Here is a 14045-nt window from a genome sequence, read left to right as displayed (position 1 = left end):
CGGCTCTGCTCGCGAGGCAGGCGGCCAGTCGTTTATGCTCAATAAATATGCAAATACGCATCTTTGTATGCAATATCGGGGAAGCCGCCGCAAAGGCCGCGCGCGGGCAGGATCGATATTTTTTCTTTGTTTCAATCGTTTAGCTCGATCGTAAACGCCCATTAAGCCTTGGCACGAACCTTGCGAATCCAGTTCCAACCCGAAACTTTTGTGTTGGAGCCATTTCATGAAGCGCCGCGATTTCCTCAAGTCCGTTTCCGGATTGGCCGCCGGAGCGGCGCTTCCGGCCATGCCGAGCGTCGTCTCCTCCGCCTATGCCGACGCCCGTTCGGAGACGCTGCTGATCGTCTCGGAAGGCGGCCCCAACAATCTCGACATCCACGGCATCGGCACCAACGTGCCCGGCTATGAGGTGTCCTGGAATTGCTACGACCGGCTCATCAGCCACGAGATGAAGAGCGGCCCCGGCGGCGTGCCCTATTACGATCGCGACAAGTTCAAGGGCGAGCTCGCCGAGGACTTCAAGATCGACGACATGTCGGTCACCTTCAAGCTGCGCAAGAACGCCAAATTCCACGACGGCACGCCTGTCACTGCCAAGGACGTGAAATGGTCGCTCGACCGCGCCGTGAGCGTCGGCGGCTTCCCGACCTTCCAGATGAGCGCGGGCTCGCTGACCAAGCCGGAGCAGTTCGTCGTGATCGACGACCACACGGTGCGGGTCGACTTCCTGAAGAAGGACAGGCTCACGATCCCCGATCTCGCCGTGATCGTGCCCTGCATCGTTAACTCCGAGCTCGTGAAGAAGAACGCCAGCGAGAAGGACCCCTGGGGTCTCGAATTCACCAAGCAGCAGACCGCGGGCTCCGGCGCCTACAAGGTGACGAAATGGACCGCCGGCACTGAAGTTGTCATGGAGCGCAACGACGACTGGGTCTGCGGTCCGCTGCCGAAGATCAAGCGCGTAATCTGGCGCATGGTACCGCAGGCCGGCAATCGTCGTGCGCTGCTGGAGCGCGGCGATGCCGACATCTCCTATGAGCTGCCGTTCAAGGATTTCCAGGAGATGAAGGCGAACGGCAAGCTCAATGTGGTCTCGCTGCCGTTCTCCAACGGCATCCAATATATCGGCATGAACGTGACCAAGCCGCCGTTCGACAATCCGAAGGTGCGGCAGGCCGTCGCCTATGCACTGCCGTACCAGAAGATCATGGACGCGGTGCTGTTCGGGCTCGCCAACCCGATGTTCGGTGCGGCCAAGGACAAGGCCACCGAAGTCGCCTGGCCGCAGCCGCACAAATACAACACCGACATGGAGAAGGCGAAGGCGCTCTTGGCGGAAGCCGGCTATGCCAACGGCTTCGAGACGACGATCTCGTTCGATCTCAATTTCGCTGGCGTCAACGAGCCGCTCTGCGTGCTGGTGCAGGAGAGCCTGGCTCAGATCGGCATCAAGACCACCATCAACAAGGTGCCCGGCGCCAATTGGCGCACCGAGTTGAACAAGAAGGAGATGCCGCTCTTCACCAACGTGTTCTCGGGTTGGCTCGATTACCCCGAATACTTCTTCTACTGGTGCTATCACGGCAACAATTCCGTCTTCAACACCATGAGCTACAAGTCGGCGGAGATGGACAAGCTGATCGACGGCGCGCGCACGGCCGCCGCGACCGGCGACACGGCGACCTACGACAAGGACGTGAAAGGCTTCGTCGATCTCGCCTTCACCGACGTGCCGCGCATCCCGCTGTACCAGCCCTTCGTCAACGTCGCGATGCAGAAGAACGTCAGCGGCTACCAATACTGGTTCCACCGGAGGCTGGATTATCGCGCGATGGCGAAGGGGTGAGACGTCATGGGGCCCGCGGTGCTGGCTGTCCCTTCACGTGAGGTGAGCACACTCTTCAGGCTCCCTCCCCCCTTGCGGGGGAGGGTTGGGGAGAGGGGTAGCCCAAGCAATGGTGTTCATTGTCGCGCGCGGCCTGTTCTTCGTCACACCATGGGTCACCGTGTGGCACCCCTCTCCCTGGCCCTCCCCCGCAAGGGGGGAGGGAACGCAGCGGAGCAAGTGGCTCGATCTCGCTGTCAAGCTGAGCACATCAGGAGCACCCCATGCTGACCATGATCGGCAAGCGCCTGATGTTCGCGATCCCCTCGCTGATCGGCGTCGTCATCGTCACCTTCCTGCTGACGCGGGCGCTGCCCGGTGATCCCGCCGCCTATTTCGCCGGTCCCGCCGCAACGAAAGAAGCCGTCGAGCAGATCCGCAAGAAGCTCGGCCTCGACAGGCCGCTGATCGAGCAGTTCTTCCGCTACACCAACGACCTCGCCCATGGCGATTTCGGCAACTCGCTCACCACGGGTCAGCCGGTTGCAGCCGAAATCCGCAACCGTCTGCCGGCCTCCGCCGAGTTGACGCTGCTGGGCCTCGTCGTGTCCGTCGTGATCGCGATTCCGCTCGGCGTGTTAGCTGCGACGCGGCCGGGATCATGGATCGACCATCTCTGTCGCATCACGACAACGGCGGGAGTCTCGCTGCCGGTGTTCTTCACCGGCCTCGTGCTGGTCTACGTGTTCTATTTCCGCCTCGGCTGGTCGCCCGCGCCCCTCGGCCGTCTCGACGTGTTCTACAGCGCGCCGCCGACGGTCACAGGCTTCTATCTGATCGACACCCTGATCGCGCGCGATCTCGAGGCGTTCCGCTCCGCGCTGAGCCAATTGATCCTCCCCGCGACGACGCTCGCGATCTTCTCGCTGGCGCCGATCGCGCGCATGACGCGTGCCTCGATGCTCGCGGTGCTGGCTTCAGAATTCGTCCGCACCGCGCGCGCCAGCGGCCTGTCGCCGGCAACCGTCATCGTCACCTATGCCTTCCGCAACGCCATGCTTCCCGTCATCACCACGCTCAGCATGGTGTTCTCGTTCCTGCTCGGCGCCAACGTGCTGGTCGAAAAAGTGTTCGCCTGGCCCGGCATCGGCTCCTACGCGGTGGAAGCGCTGATCTCGTCGGACTTCGCGCCGGTGCAGGGTTTCGTGCTGACCATGGCGGTCATGTACGTGCTGCTCAATCTGATCATCGACATTTTGTACGGCGTGATCGATCCCCGCGTCAGGTTGGAGGGCTAGACTATGAGCTCCGTTGCGCCTGCTGTTGAACCCGTCGGTCCCGCCCGCACGTCGGGACTCGCTGCCGTCCTCGAACAAACCCGCTACGTGCTCGGCGAGAACAAGGTCACGGGCTTTGCCTTCGCGCTGCTGATCCTGATCCTCGTCGCCGCGATCTTCGGCCCCTATGTGGTGCCGTATGATCCGCTGGCTTCCGACACCGCTGCGGCGCTGAAGCCGCCCTCGGCGGCGCACTGGTTCGGCACCGACCAGCTCGGGCGCGACATCTTCAGCCGCGTCATCGTCGCGACCCGGCTCGACGTCTTCATCGCGATCGCCTCGGTCGCGCTGGTGTTCCTGATGGGCGGGCTGGCCGGCATTGCCGCGGGTTATTTCGGCGGCTGGACCGACCGCATCGTCGGCCGCATCGCCGACACCATCATGGCCTTTCCGCTGTTCGTGCTGGCCATGGGCATCGTCGCCGCGCTCGGCAACACCGTGCAGAACATTATCCTCGCCACCGCCATCGTGAACTTCCCGCTCTATGCCCGCGTCGCTCGCGCCGAGGCCAATGTCCGCCGCAATGCCGGCTTCGTGCAGGCCGCGCGTCTGTCGGGCAACGGCGAGTTCCGCATCCTGCTGGTGCACATCCTGCCCAACATCATGCCGATCATGATCGTGCAGATGTCGCTGACCATGGGCTACGCCATCCTCAATGCCGCGGGCCTGTCCTTCATCGGCCTCGGCGTCCGCCCGCCCACCGCCGAATGGGGCATCATGGTCGCCGAGGGCGCCGGCTTCATGGTGTCGGGCGAATGGTGGATCGCGCTCTTCCCCGGCCTTGCCCTGATGATCGCCGTGTTCTGCTTCAATCTCCTCGGCGACGGCCTGCGCGACATCGTGGACCCCCAGCGGAGGACGTGATGGCAGTTTTTCGTCAAAAATTCTCCAACGATTCCAATGCCATTCTACTGTGCATGGGGTTGTTTTCGCGTTTTTTGCTTCGTAGGCCCACATGACCGCCCAGCCCCTGCTCGACGTTCAGGACCTCACCGTCGAATTCACCACCCGCCGCGGCATCGTCAAGGCGGTGCAGCACGTCAACATCTCCGTCGCCAAGGGCGAGACGCTCGCCATCGTCGGCGAGTCCGGTTCCGGCAAGTCGGTGACCTCCTACGCGGTGATGCGCATCCTCGACCGCGCCGGGCGGATCGCCGAGGGCTCGGTGATGTTCTCCGGCATCGACGTCAAGGCCGCGACCGAGGACCAGATGCGAGACCTGCGCGGGCGGGAGGTCTCGATGATCTTCCAGAACCCGCGCGCCGCGCTGAACCCGATCCGCAAAGTCGGCGACCAGATCGAGGACGTGCTGCGCACCCATGTGCAACAGGCCCAGGTCACAGATGGCGGCGAGAAGGCGATCGAGGCGCTGGAGCAGGTCAAGATCGCCCGCCCGCGCGAGCGCTACCACGCCTATCCGTTCGAGCTCTCGGGCGGCATGTGCCAGCGCGTCGTCATTGCGCTCGCGCTCGCCTGCAATCCACAGCTGCTGATCGCGGACGAGCCGACCACCGGCCTCGACGTCACCACGCAGAAGGCGGTGATGGATCTGATCGTCGAGCTGACCAAGCGCCGCGCGATGTCGACCATCCTGATCACCCACGATCTCGGCCTTGCCGCGGCCTATTGCGACCGCGTCGTGGTGATGGAGAAGGGCCGCGTGGTCGAGACCGCCAAGGCCGCCGACATCTTCGCGAACCCGCAGCACCCCTACACCAAGAAGCTGATGCGCGCCACGCCGCGGCTTGGCGTGAGCTTGCGGGATCTGCTGCCGGAGGAGGAGGGAGCAACCTCATCCTCATCCGCATCCGTCGTCGGTTCGCCCGACCGGCGCGTCGCGCAAAGCGATGAGAAGAGCGCGCAGCCCCTTCTCCTCGTCGACAAGCTCGTCAAGGAATACCCCCGCCAGGGCGCCACCGCCGTGCTCGGAAAACTGTTCGGCCGCAAGCCGCCGGTGGAGCCGGACGTGTTCCGCGCCGTCGACGGCATCAGCTTCTCGATCAGCCATGGCGAGAGCGTCGGTCTCGTCGGCGAATCCGGCTGCGGCAAATCGACGACGTCGATGATGGTGATGCGCCTCCTGGACCAGACCTCCGGCCTGATCCAGTTCGACGGCGAGGACATCGGCGGCATCGCGCCTGCCGCCTTCGCCCGGATGCCGCAGCGCAGCCGCATCCAGATGGTGTTCCAGGACCCGACCGACAGCCTCAACCCGCGCTTCACGGCCGCGCGCGCCATCGCCGACCCCATCATGCAGCTGGGTGATGTCAGGGGACGCGACGCACTCCGAGCCCGCTGCGAGGAACTGGCGACCATGGTCGGCCTGCCGCACAACCTGCTCGACCGCTTCCCGCATCAGCTCTCAGGCGGCCAGAAGGCCCGCGTCGGCATCGCCCGCGCCATCGCGCTGCATCCGAAGCTCGTCATCCTGGACGAGCCGACGGCGGCGCTGGACGTCTCGGTGCAGGCCGTGGTGCTCAATCTGCTTCAGGATCTGAAGCAGCGGCTGGGTATGAGCTATCTGTTCGTCTCGCATGATTTGAATGTGGTGCGCTTGTTGTGCGATCGTGTCATTGTGATGCGGACGGGACGGATCGTCGAGGAGGGCTCTTCCGAGCAGGTGCTCGGCGATCCCCAGGACGACTACACCAAGGAACTGCTGACGGCGATCCCGCATCCGCCGTTGCCGGTGCACTGAGATCAGCTTGAGAGAGTGATGGCCGAACCCCTGGACGACTATATCGACGCCGTATCCAAAGCGCTGGCGCTGCCGGTCGAGGAGGCCTGGAGGCCCGCGGTGCGTGCGAATCTCGACGTGTCGCTGCGCCTTTCCCGCCTCGTCGACGAATTCGCGCTGCCGGACGAGACCGAGCCGGCGCCGATCTTCACGGTCTGATGCTGCCATGACCACCAAGCCAGAAACGGCCTCGGGAATCGCAAGCGCGGTCGCGGCCCGCAAAATGTCCGCGCTCGATGCCACCGAAGCCGCGCTTTCGCGCATCAAGCAGCACGACACCATTCTCAATTCCTTCACTGACGTCACCGCCGATCGCGCCCGCGCCAAGGCGCGCGCGATCGACGCCGACATCGCAGCCGGAAAGGAAATCGGCCCGCTCGCCGGCGTACCTTTCGCGGTGAAGAACCTGTTCGATGTCGCGGGCCTGCCCACACGTGCGGGCTCGAAGATCAACCGCGACCTCGCGCCGGCCAAACGTGACGCCACGCTGATCGAGCGGATGGAAGCCGCCGGCGCCGTTCTGGTCGGCGCGCTCAACATGGGCGAATACGCCTACGACTTCACCGGCGAGAACGTCCATGACGGTCCCTCGCGCAATCCGCATGATACGACGCGGATGACCGGCGGTTCCTCCGGTGGTTCGGGCAGCGCCGTCGGCGGCGCGCTGGTGCCGATCGCGCTGGGCTCGGACACCAACGGTTCGATCCGCGTGCCGTCCTCCTTCTGCGGCATCTTCGGTTTGAAGCCGACCTATGGCCGGCTCACTCGGGCGCGTTCCTTTCCGTTCGTCGCGAGCCTCGATCATCTCGGCCCGTTCGCGCGTTCGGTCACCGATCTCGCGCTCGCCTATGATGTGATGCAGGGCCCGGATGCGGAGGACAGCGCCTGCACGACGCGCGGGCTGGAGCCGACGCTGCCGCTGATCGCCAATCCGGTCTCGGACCTGCGGATCGCGATCGCGGGCGGATATTTCCAGAAGAACGTGTTCCCGGAAGCCGTCGAGGCCGTCGGCCGCGTCGCCAAGGCGCTCGGCGCAACGCAAGTCGTGGATATTCCCGAAGCCGCGCGCGCCCGCGCGGCGGCCTACGTCATCACCACCACCGAAGGCGCTTCGCTCCACCTCGATCGCCTGCGCAAGCGCCCGAACGATTTCGATCCGGCCGTGCGCGACCGGCTGATTGCAGGCGCGATGGTACCTGCGCCCATGGTCGACCGCGCGCAAAAATTCCGCCGTTGGTACCGCGCGCAGCTTGCCGAGATCTTCAAGTCCGTCGACGTGCTGCTGGCGCCCGCGACGCCCTGCACCGCGCCGAAACTCGGCCAGGTGAATTTCAATCTCGACGGCGTCGAGCTTCCGGTCCGCGCCAATATCGGCGTTCACACCCAGCCGATCTCCTTCATCGGGTTGCCGGTGGTCGCGGTGCCGGTGCCGCTCGAGCCGCTGCCGATCGGCGTGCAGATCATCGCCGCGCCCTGGCGCGAGGACATCGCGCTTCGTGTCGCGCACGCATTGGAAAAGATGGGTGTGGCATCCGCGCCTGCTCCAAGGGGACTTTAAGTGGAATTTGAGATGGAGATCGATCTCCCCGAGGTGATCGCGGAAGTCAAAGCCGCGTTCGAGCGTTATGAGCAGGCCCTCGTCAGCAACGACGTCGCGGTGCTGGGCGAGCTGTTCCGCAACGATCCCCGCACGCTGCGCTACGGCATCGGCGAGAACCTCTACGGCTACGAGGCGATAAGCGGATTCCGCGCCGGCCGATCGCCGGTCGGCCTGAACCGCCGCACCACAAAGACGGTCATCTCGAGCTATGGCCGCGACACGGCCGTTGCTTCCACGCTGTTCTATCGCGACACCGCGCCCGGCAAGGTCGGCCGGCAGATGCAGACCTGGATTCGCTTTCCCGAGGGCTGGCGCGTCGTCGCCGCCCATGTCAGCATCATCGACGAGCCGAAAGAGACCGCATGACGCTCGACGAGTTTCCGCGAGGGACACCGCCGGCTGAACCGGTCGTGCCGCGCGTCGATCGTCCCTCGGCATCGGTGCAGAAGGTCACCCGCGCAGAGGAGCTGCGCCTGCAACTCGCGGACGAGATCGTGCGCGGCGCCCTGGCCCCCGGCGCGCCGCTGGACGAGACCGACATCGCGCGCCGCTTCAACGTCTCGCGGACGCCGGTACGTGAGGCGCTGCGCCAGCTCGTGGCAAGCGGCCTCGTCGAAGCGCGCGCCCATCGCGGCGCGGTGGTGGCGCAGCCCTCGATCGAGCGGCTGACGGGCATGTTCGAGGCGATGGCCGAGCTCGAGGCGCTGTGCGCAGGGCTCGCCGCCGAGCGCATGTCCGCGGCCGAGCGCCATGGCCTCGAGGCTGTCCACGAGGAGCTGCGGCTGCTGAGCTACGCCGGCAATCCCGACCGCTTTCACGAGGTCAACGAGCGCTTCCACAACGCGATCTATGCGGGATCGCAGAACGGCTATATCGCCGAGATCACGCTGGCGACGCGCGTGCGCGTTCAGCCGTTCCGCCGCGCCCAGTTCCGCAACCTCGGACGTCTCGCCAAATCCCAAGCCGAGCACGACCGCGTCGTCGTCGCCATCATGCGCGGCGACAAGCAGGGCGCGGCCGCCGCGATGCGCGCGCATATCGAGCTGGTGCGCGGCGAGTACGAGATTTACGCAGTGTCGCTGTAGTGTCGTAGGGCGGGCAAGGGCGCAAAGCACCGTGCCCACGATCTTCTCATGAAGCACGAGATCGTGGGCACGCTTCGCTTTGCCCGTTCTAGGAGGCCTATTTTGTTGTGGCTTCCGCCATATACTTCCGCCAGCCGCCATACGCGGTGATATCCCGCGCATCGCTTAGCACCTCCGGCTCGACCAGAAACCCCTTCACCCTGCGGCCGTCGGCCAGCCGCACCGTTCCGATCGCCATCGGCGCGGGGATTGCGTCGACGAACTTGCCGAAGGCGGACGACGACAACGACCAGATCTCCAGTTCGATCGCGGCGCCCTTGCCGGCCTCGACGCGAAGCATGCCCGGCTTTGGCGGCGTGGTCTTGAGCGCGTAGAGCTTGTAGTCCGGCGCCGTTCTGGTTGCCTCGATCAGGCGGCCGTTCAGCGCTTTCAACTCGCCGTTCAGCACCATGCCGGACAGATGCGCGCCGACCACGGCGATCGGGATCTCGTCGGCGCTGCTCGCCGGCAAGGGTGCGAGCGGTGCTTGCGCTACGCTCTTTGCGCCGAGACTCAGCTTCGTATCGGCATGGAAGACGCGGCCGATGCTGGCGAGCAGCCCGTCGCGGCCTGCCGGCGCGAGCAGCGTGACGCCGAACGGAATGCCGTCGGCGCGCATCGAGGCCGGAACGGCAAGGCCGCAGAGGTCGAGCAGGTTGACGAAATTGGTGTAGGTGCCGAGCCGGCTGTTGAGCTCGATCGGGTTGGCGAGCACCTGCGCCGTCGTATAGGCCGTCGGCGCCGTCGGCAGCACTAACGCGTCGATATTGGTAAAGGTGCGCTCGGCGATCTTTCGCAGGCCCTGCAGGCGGTAGAGCGCCGAGAACGTGTCTGCCGCCGTCAGCCGCGCGCCCGCCGCGGTGATCTCGCGCGTCACGGGATGGATCGCATCAGGCGCGGAGGCCAGCAGATCCTTGATCACGAGATAGCGTTCCGCGACCCACGGGCCCTCATAGAGCAGCCGCGCCGTCTCGTAGAACGGCTCGAGGTCGAACTCGATCAACTCGGCGCCAAGCGCGGTCCAGCGCTTCAGCGCATCGGCGTAGGCGGCTTCCGATGTCTTGTCGCCGAAGAAGATCAGCTGTCCGTTGCGCGGCACGCCGAGGCGCAAGCCTGCCGGGAACGGCGTGAGCGGCTGAAGCGGCCGGTCGCGCGAGAACGGGTCGGCCTGGTCCGGCCCCGCCATCACCGACAAAGCGAGCGCAGCATCATCCACCGTCAGCGCAAACACCGAGATGCAGTCGAGCGTGCGACAGGCCGGCACGAGACCCGCATTCGAGATCATGCCGAGGCTCGGTTTCAGGCCGACGATGTTGTTGAGCATGGCCGGCACGCGGCCGCTGCCTGCGGTATCGGTGCCCAGCGACAGCGGCACGAGGCCGGCGCCGACGGCGACCGCGGAGCCCGAACTCGACCCGCCGGGAATGAGATCGTCGCGAATTGCGTTCTTGGGAATGCCGTAGGGCGAGCGCACGCCGACGAGGCCGGTTGCGAACTGATCGAGATTGGTCTTGCCGATGATGATGGCGCCGGCGGCACGCAGGCGCGCTACCGCGGTCGAGTCGTGCGCCGGCGTGGTGGAGAAGGCCGGGCAGGCGGCGGTGGTCGGAAAACCCAGCGCGTCGATATTGTCCTTCACCGCGACCGGCACGCCATAAAGCGGCAGGTCGGCGGCCTCCTTCCGCGCGGCAAGCCGCTCGGCTTCCGCGATCGCGTCCGTCTCCTCGCGCAGGCTGATGAAGATGGCAGGATCGTTGCGGTCGCGGATGCGCTGATAGGTCCGCGCGATCGTCTGCGCCGGCGTCAGCGTCCCCGCGCGATGCGCGGCTACAATCGCGGCGATCGTTTCAGGCTGCTCGGCCCCCATTTCAGCCCTCATGGCGACAAAACTCCGGCAATTCGACTTCGCCCGGAGTGAAGCAAGCGATGTGCCATTGTGTACAATATCCGGGCAGCACCATTGCTCCGGATATTATCGCGTGATCAGTGGCTTGGGAGATATTTCGACCGGCAGATGGGCGGCCGCAGCGGCGCCCTGTGGCGAGCATTTGCCCAAATCATGGGCAGTCGAGGTCAGGTGAAGCCAGCGAGGATCCGGAGCAGGTGGGCCCGGTTCTCCTTGCCGATCTTCGCCTCGACGTTCCGCTCGTGCTCGGCCGCGAGCCGCTTGAACTTCGCCAGCGCCGTCTCGCCCTGCGCGGTGAGATGCAGCGCATGCGAGCGCCGGTCCGCCTTCGACTTGACCCGCTTGACCAGCCTGCGCTGTTCGAGACTGTCGAGCAGATGCACCAGCCTGGCGCGCTCGATGCCCAGGCGCTTGGCCACGGCCATTTGCGACAGGCCCGGATTGGCCCCGATCACCGTCAGCACCGAATATTGCGTCGGCCGGATGTCGACATCGCCGAGCGTCCTGATGAAATCCTGAAAGATCCAGATCTGGAAGCGTCGCACCGCATAGCCGGCGTGCCCGACCAGGGCGTCGAGGCCGACATCATCGGCAATATCGCGGGGCGCCGCGCCATTGCCGGCGCGCTTGCGTGGGGAGGGGCGGGTATCGGCCCGGGCTGCACTGGCTGTCACGTCAAGGTCTCCTGCCGCGCAACCTTAGCGTCTCGGCGGCCTGAGCGAAAGTTTGTTGTTGACGACAACAATTGTCATGCCCAACATTATGGCCAAGGCAGCCTGGAACGAAGCTGCGGCCGATCCGGTATCCGGGCGGAGGGAGGAAACACATGACAGTCGCTCCACGCAGTGACGTTGCAGGCCTGTTCGCAAGCCCGCGGACCGTCGCAGAGCATCGCGCCGACGGCAGCATCGTGCTGCGCTCGCCCGATCCGTTGCGTGAAGGCGCGCGTTGCGTCGGCGACTGGCTGGAGCAATGGGCGCGGCAAACCCCGGATGCGATCTTCCTTGCCGAGCGCGGCAATGTCGATGCGCCCTGGACCACCGCCACCTATGCGCAGGCGCTGCGCCAGGTGCGTGCGGCGGCGTCCTGGATTTTGGCGCAGGGCCTCAGCGCAGAGCGCCCGCTCGCGATCCTGTCCGACAACAGCATCGATCACGCGCTGCTGGCGCTTGCCGCTCAGCATGTCGGCGTGCCCTCTGCCGCGATCTCGCCGGCCTATTCGCTGATGTCCCGGGATTTCGAGAAGCTCAAGAGCATGATCACGCTGCTCGATCCGGGCGCGATCTACGTCGCTGCGACAAAACCCTTTGCGGCGGCGCTGGAGGCGATCGCGCCGCTGCACCGGGCGCGCATCATCAGCGGCAACGAGGACGACGCCGGTGCGCTCGCCTTCCGTGCTGTAGCGGGAACGCCCGAGAGTCCCGGCGTCGCAACTGCCTTCGCCGCGGTGACGCCGGACACGATCGCGAAATTCCTGTTCACGTCAGGGTCGACCGGCACGCCGAAGGCCGTCATCAACACCCAGCGCATGCTGACCTCGAGCCAGCAGGCCAAGGCCCAGACCTGGATATTTCTCGAGCAGGAGCGCGACGATCTGGTCATTCTCGACTGGCTGCCCTGGAGCCACACCTTCGGGGCCAACCACAATTTCAATCTCGTGCTGCGCAATGGCGGCTCGCTCTATATCGACGGCGGCAAGCCCGCGCCCGGTCTCTTCGCGACGTCGCTGGCCAATCTGAAAAGCGTGATGCCGACGGTCTATTTCAACGTGCCGCGCGGCTTCGACATGCTGATCGCGGCGCTGCGCGGGGACGAGGAGCTGTGCCGCCGCTTCTTCAACGAGGTGAAATTCGCCTTCTATGCCGGCGCCGCGCTGCCGCAGAATCTGTGGGACGCGCTCGAGGAGCTCTCGATCAAAACCGTCGGCCGTACGCTGCCGATGGTTTCGGCCTGGGGCTCGACCGAGACGTCGCCGCTCGCGACCGATTGCCATTTTCTCGCCGAGCGTTCCGGCAATATCGGCGTGCCGATCCCCGGCACCGAATTGAAGCTCGTCGCGACCGGCGACAAGCTGGAGGTGCGCGTCCGCGGGCCGAACGTCACGCCCGGCTATTGGAAAGCGCCGGAGCTGACGAAGCAGGCTTTCGACGAGGAGGGCTTTTATCTGATCGGTGACGCGGTCAAGCTGGCCGATAACGGCAGGCCGGAGCGCGGCCTGTTCTTCGACGGCCGCGTCGCGGAGGACTTCAAGCTCAATTCCGGCACCTGGGTCAACGTCGGCACGCTGCGCGTTGCCGGCATTGCCGCGCTCTCGCCGCTGGCGCAGGACATCGTCGTGTCGGGTCATGGCGGTGACGAGGTGCGCTTTCTGGTGTTTCCCAATGTTGTCGCCTGCCGTGTCCACGCCGGTCTGTCCGAGACGGCAGGCGTGAACGAGGTGCTGGCGCATGACAAGGTCAGGACCGCAATCGCGCAGGGCCTGGCGAAACTCAAGCAGCAGGGCCCCCACTCCTCCGGTCACGCCACGCGCGCGCTGCTCCTCGCCGAGCCGCCCTCGGTCGACGGCGGCGAGATCACCGACAAGGGCTACATCAACCAGCGCGCCGTGCTGACGCGGCGAGCGGACGCGGTGGCGCGGCTGAACGACGACGCGTCGGGCGAATGGATCGGTTGCAGCGCCTGAGCTGACGAAGCCGCCGCAAAAGAGGGCGCGTAGCTCATCTCGCTTTCATGACGCCGCAATGTTCGAAGTAGGCCAACAGCCCTGCCGCATTATCTTGCCGATTCTTTTGTTGCTTAAGCAACTAATTTGTGCGAACCGTTCCGGACAAGGATGACGGCGGGCGAACCGCCGCGACTTCTCTGGAGGAAACGATGCTCGGCCCGCACGGTGCCGCCGGCAAACGCCGGCGCATGCCTGGATGTGATGGAAGGTGGCGCCCGGCGCGCGGCTCGTCAGGGCTCAGCGCCGCCGGTGACCGCGCCAAGGTTTTCGTGGAGCCGGCGCAAGAGATCGATCAACACCTCACGCTCGTCCTTGCTGAGGCAGGACAACAGCCGCCGCTCGCGCTCGAGCGCCGCGACGATGACCTTGTCATGGGTCGCGCGGCCCTTCGCCGTCAGCGAAATCGAATGGGTGCGGCCGTCGTTCGGATCGGTGCGGATCGACACCAGCCCGCGCTTCTCGAGCCCCGCCAGCGTCCGGCTCACCGGTCCCTTGTCAAAGCCGATGACGTGGCAGATGCGCGAGGCCGGAATGCCGGGCTCGATCGCCAGCAGCGACATGATCCGCCATTCCGTGACGTTGACGCCGAACTGCCGCTGATAGAACGCGGTCGCGCTGTTCGAGAGCTTGTTGGCGATGAAGGTGACGAACGCCGGAACGTAACGGTCGAGGTCGAGCGTCGGTCCCGCCTCGTGAAGCGCAGGCTTTTGGCGGATTCTGGTCGATGGCGCGGGCATATCGGGATTCTATCTCGCGGCGGGCCGGTTGACCTAAGGGCATGCGCCGCT

The 14045-nt window shown here is 65.5% G+C and carries 12 protein-coding genes; 9 read left to right on the top strand and 3 right to left on the bottom strand.

The genetic code is table 11. The annotated features are described in order from the left end of the window. Window positions 1-226: 226 nt before the first annotated feature. The 8 genes from RX330_RS34760 to RX330_RS34725 all read left to right on the top strand — a co-directional run bounded on the left by RX330_RS34760 (window position 227) and on the right by RX330_RS34725 (window position 8587). The gene (locus tag RX330_RS34760) at window positions 227-1849 is read left to right on the top strand and encodes an ABC transporter substrate-binding protein (RefSeq protein ID WP_212083962.1); all 1623 of its coding nucleotides are present in this window, start codon (window positions 227-229) and stop codon (window positions 1847-1849) included. A gap of 263 nt (window positions 1850-2112) precedes the next feature. Beyond that, the gene (locus tag RX330_RS34755) at window positions 2113-3126 is read left to right on the top strand and encodes an ABC transporter permease (protein ID WP_212083964.1); all 1014 of its coding nucleotides are present in this window, start codon (window positions 2113-2115) and stop codon (window positions 3124-3126) included. A gap of 3 nt (window positions 3127-3129) precedes the next feature. Continuing rightward, a complete protein-coding gene (locus RX330_RS34750; protein WP_212083966.1) occupies window positions 3130-4029 on the top strand; it encodes an ABC transporter permease in 900 nt (299 codons plus the stop codon). Window positions 4030-4120: 91 nt separating this feature from the next. Further along, window positions 4121-5863: an ABC transporter ATP-binding protein gene (locus tag RX330_RS34745; protein WP_317241505.1), complete on the top strand. Its 1743-nt coding sequence runs from the start codon at window positions 4121-4123 to the stop codon at window positions 5861-5863. An 18-nt stretch (window positions 5864-5881) separates the two neighbouring features. Continuing rightward, window positions 5882-6061 (top strand): DUF4089 domain-containing protein, encoded by a 180-nt coding sequence (locus tag RX330_RS34740; protein WP_212083970.1) that lies wholly within the window; start codon window positions 5882-5884, stop codon window positions 6059-6061. Window positions 6062-6068: 7 nt separating this feature from the next. Further along, entirely contained in the window at window positions 6069-7460 is a 1392-nt protein-coding gene (locus RX330_RS34735; RefSeq protein ID WP_212083972.1) for an AtzE family amidohydrolase, read from the top strand. Between the two features lie 12 nt (window positions 7461-7472). Continuing rightward, entirely contained in the window at window positions 7473-7868 is a 396-nt protein-coding gene (hpxZ, locus tag RX330_RS34730) for an oxalurate catabolism protein HpxZ (RefSeq protein WP_212083974.1), read from the top strand. After that, window positions 7865-8587, top strand: a complete 723-nt coding sequence (locus tag RX330_RS34725; protein ID WP_212083976.1) for a GntR family transcriptional regulator — start codon at window positions 7865-7867, stop codon at window positions 8585-8587. Before hpxZ ends, RX330_RS34725 begins: the two co-directional genes overlap by 4 nt. Window positions 8588-8684: 97 nt before the next feature. On the opposite strand, the gene atzF is transcribed toward RX330_RS34725, so the two are convergent. Continuing rightward, window positions 8685-10505: an allophanate hydrolase gene (gene atzF / locus RX330_RS34720; RefSeq protein WP_317241504.1), complete on the bottom strand. Its 1821-nt coding sequence runs from the start codon at window positions 10503-10505 to the stop codon at window positions 8685-8687. A gap of 194 nt (window positions 10506-10699) precedes the next feature. Beyond that, window positions 10700-11206: a MarR family winged helix-turn-helix transcriptional regulator gene (locus tag RX330_RS34715; protein ID WP_212083978.1), complete on the bottom strand. Its 507-nt coding sequence runs from the start codon at window positions 11204-11206 to the stop codon at window positions 10700-10702. A 152-nt stretch (window positions 11207-11358) separates the two neighbouring features. On the opposite strand from RX330_RS34715, the gene RX330_RS34710 reads away from it, so the two are divergent. Continuing rightward, the gene (locus RX330_RS34710) at window positions 11359-13215 is read left to right on the top strand and encodes a feruloyl-CoA synthase (protein WP_317241503.1); all 1857 of its coding nucleotides are present in this window, start codon (window positions 11359-11361) and stop codon (window positions 13213-13215) included. A 272-nt stretch (window positions 13216-13487) separates the two neighbouring features. Here the strand turns inward: RX330_RS34710 and RX330_RS34705 are convergent, their stop codons facing one another. Further along, window positions 13488-13994, bottom strand: a complete 507-nt coding sequence (locus RX330_RS34705) for a MarR family winged helix-turn-helix transcriptional regulator (protein ID WP_212083982.1) — start codon at window positions 13992-13994, stop codon at window positions 13488-13490. Window positions 13995-14045: the final 51 nt, after the last annotated feature.

Origin of the sequence: Bradyrhizobium sp. NDS-1 (assembly GCF_032918005.1) — a bacterium.
Taxonomy (GTDB): domain Bacteria; phylum Pseudomonadota; class Alphaproteobacteria; order Rhizobiales; family Xanthobacteraceae; genus Bradyrhizobium; species Bradyrhizobium tunisiense.
Note: the sequence above shows the minus strand (reverse complement) of the source record. Positions and strands in the feature narration are given on the sequence as shown.

What these genes read in the sequence shown, in the direction of transcription:
- RX330_RS34760 (WP_212083962.1), top strand. Translation starts at nt 227, where the DNA reads ATGAAGCGCCGCGATTTCCTCAAGTCCGTTTCCGGATTGGCCGCCGGA.
- RX330_RS34755 (WP_212083964.1), top strand. Translation starts at nt 2,113, where the DNA reads ATGCTGACCATGATCGGCAAGCGCCTGATGTTCGCGATCCCCTCGCTG.
- RX330_RS34750 (WP_212083966.1), top strand. Translation starts at nt 3,130, where the DNA reads ATGAGCTCCGTTGCGCCTGCTGTTGAACCCGTCGGTCCCGCCCGCACG.
- RX330_RS34745 (WP_317241505.1), top strand. Translation starts at nt 4,121, where the DNA reads ATGACCGCCCAGCCCCTGCTCGACGTTCAGGACCTCACCGTCGAATTC.
- RX330_RS34740 (WP_212083970.1), top strand. Translation starts at nt 5,882, where the DNA reads ATGGCCGAACCCCTGGACGACTATATCGACGCCGTATCCAAAGCGCTG.
- RX330_RS34735 (WP_212083972.1), top strand. Translation starts at nt 6,069, where the DNA reads ATGACCACCAAGCCAGAAACGGCCTCGGGAATCGCAAGCGCGGTCGCG.
- hpxZ (WP_212083974.1), top strand. Translation starts at nt 7,473, where the DNA reads ATGGAGATCGATCTCCCCGAGGTGATCGCGGAAGTCAAAGCCGCGTTC.
- RX330_RS34725 (WP_212083976.1), top strand. Translation starts at nt 7,865, where the DNA reads ATGACGCTCGACGAGTTTCCGCGAGGGACACCGCCGGCTGAACCGGTC.
- atzF (WP_317241504.1), bottom strand. Translation starts at nt 10,505, where the DNA reads ATGAGGGCTGAAATGGGGGCCGAGCAGCCTGAAACGATCGCCGCGATT.
- RX330_RS34710 (WP_317241503.1), top strand. Translation starts at nt 11,359, where the DNA reads ATGACAGTCGCTCCACGCAGTGACGTTGCAGGCCTGTTCGCAAGCCCG.
- RX330_RS34705 (WP_212083982.1), bottom strand. Translation starts at nt 13,994, where the DNA reads ATGCCCGCGCCATCGACCAGAATCCGCCAAAAGCCTGCGCTTCACGAG.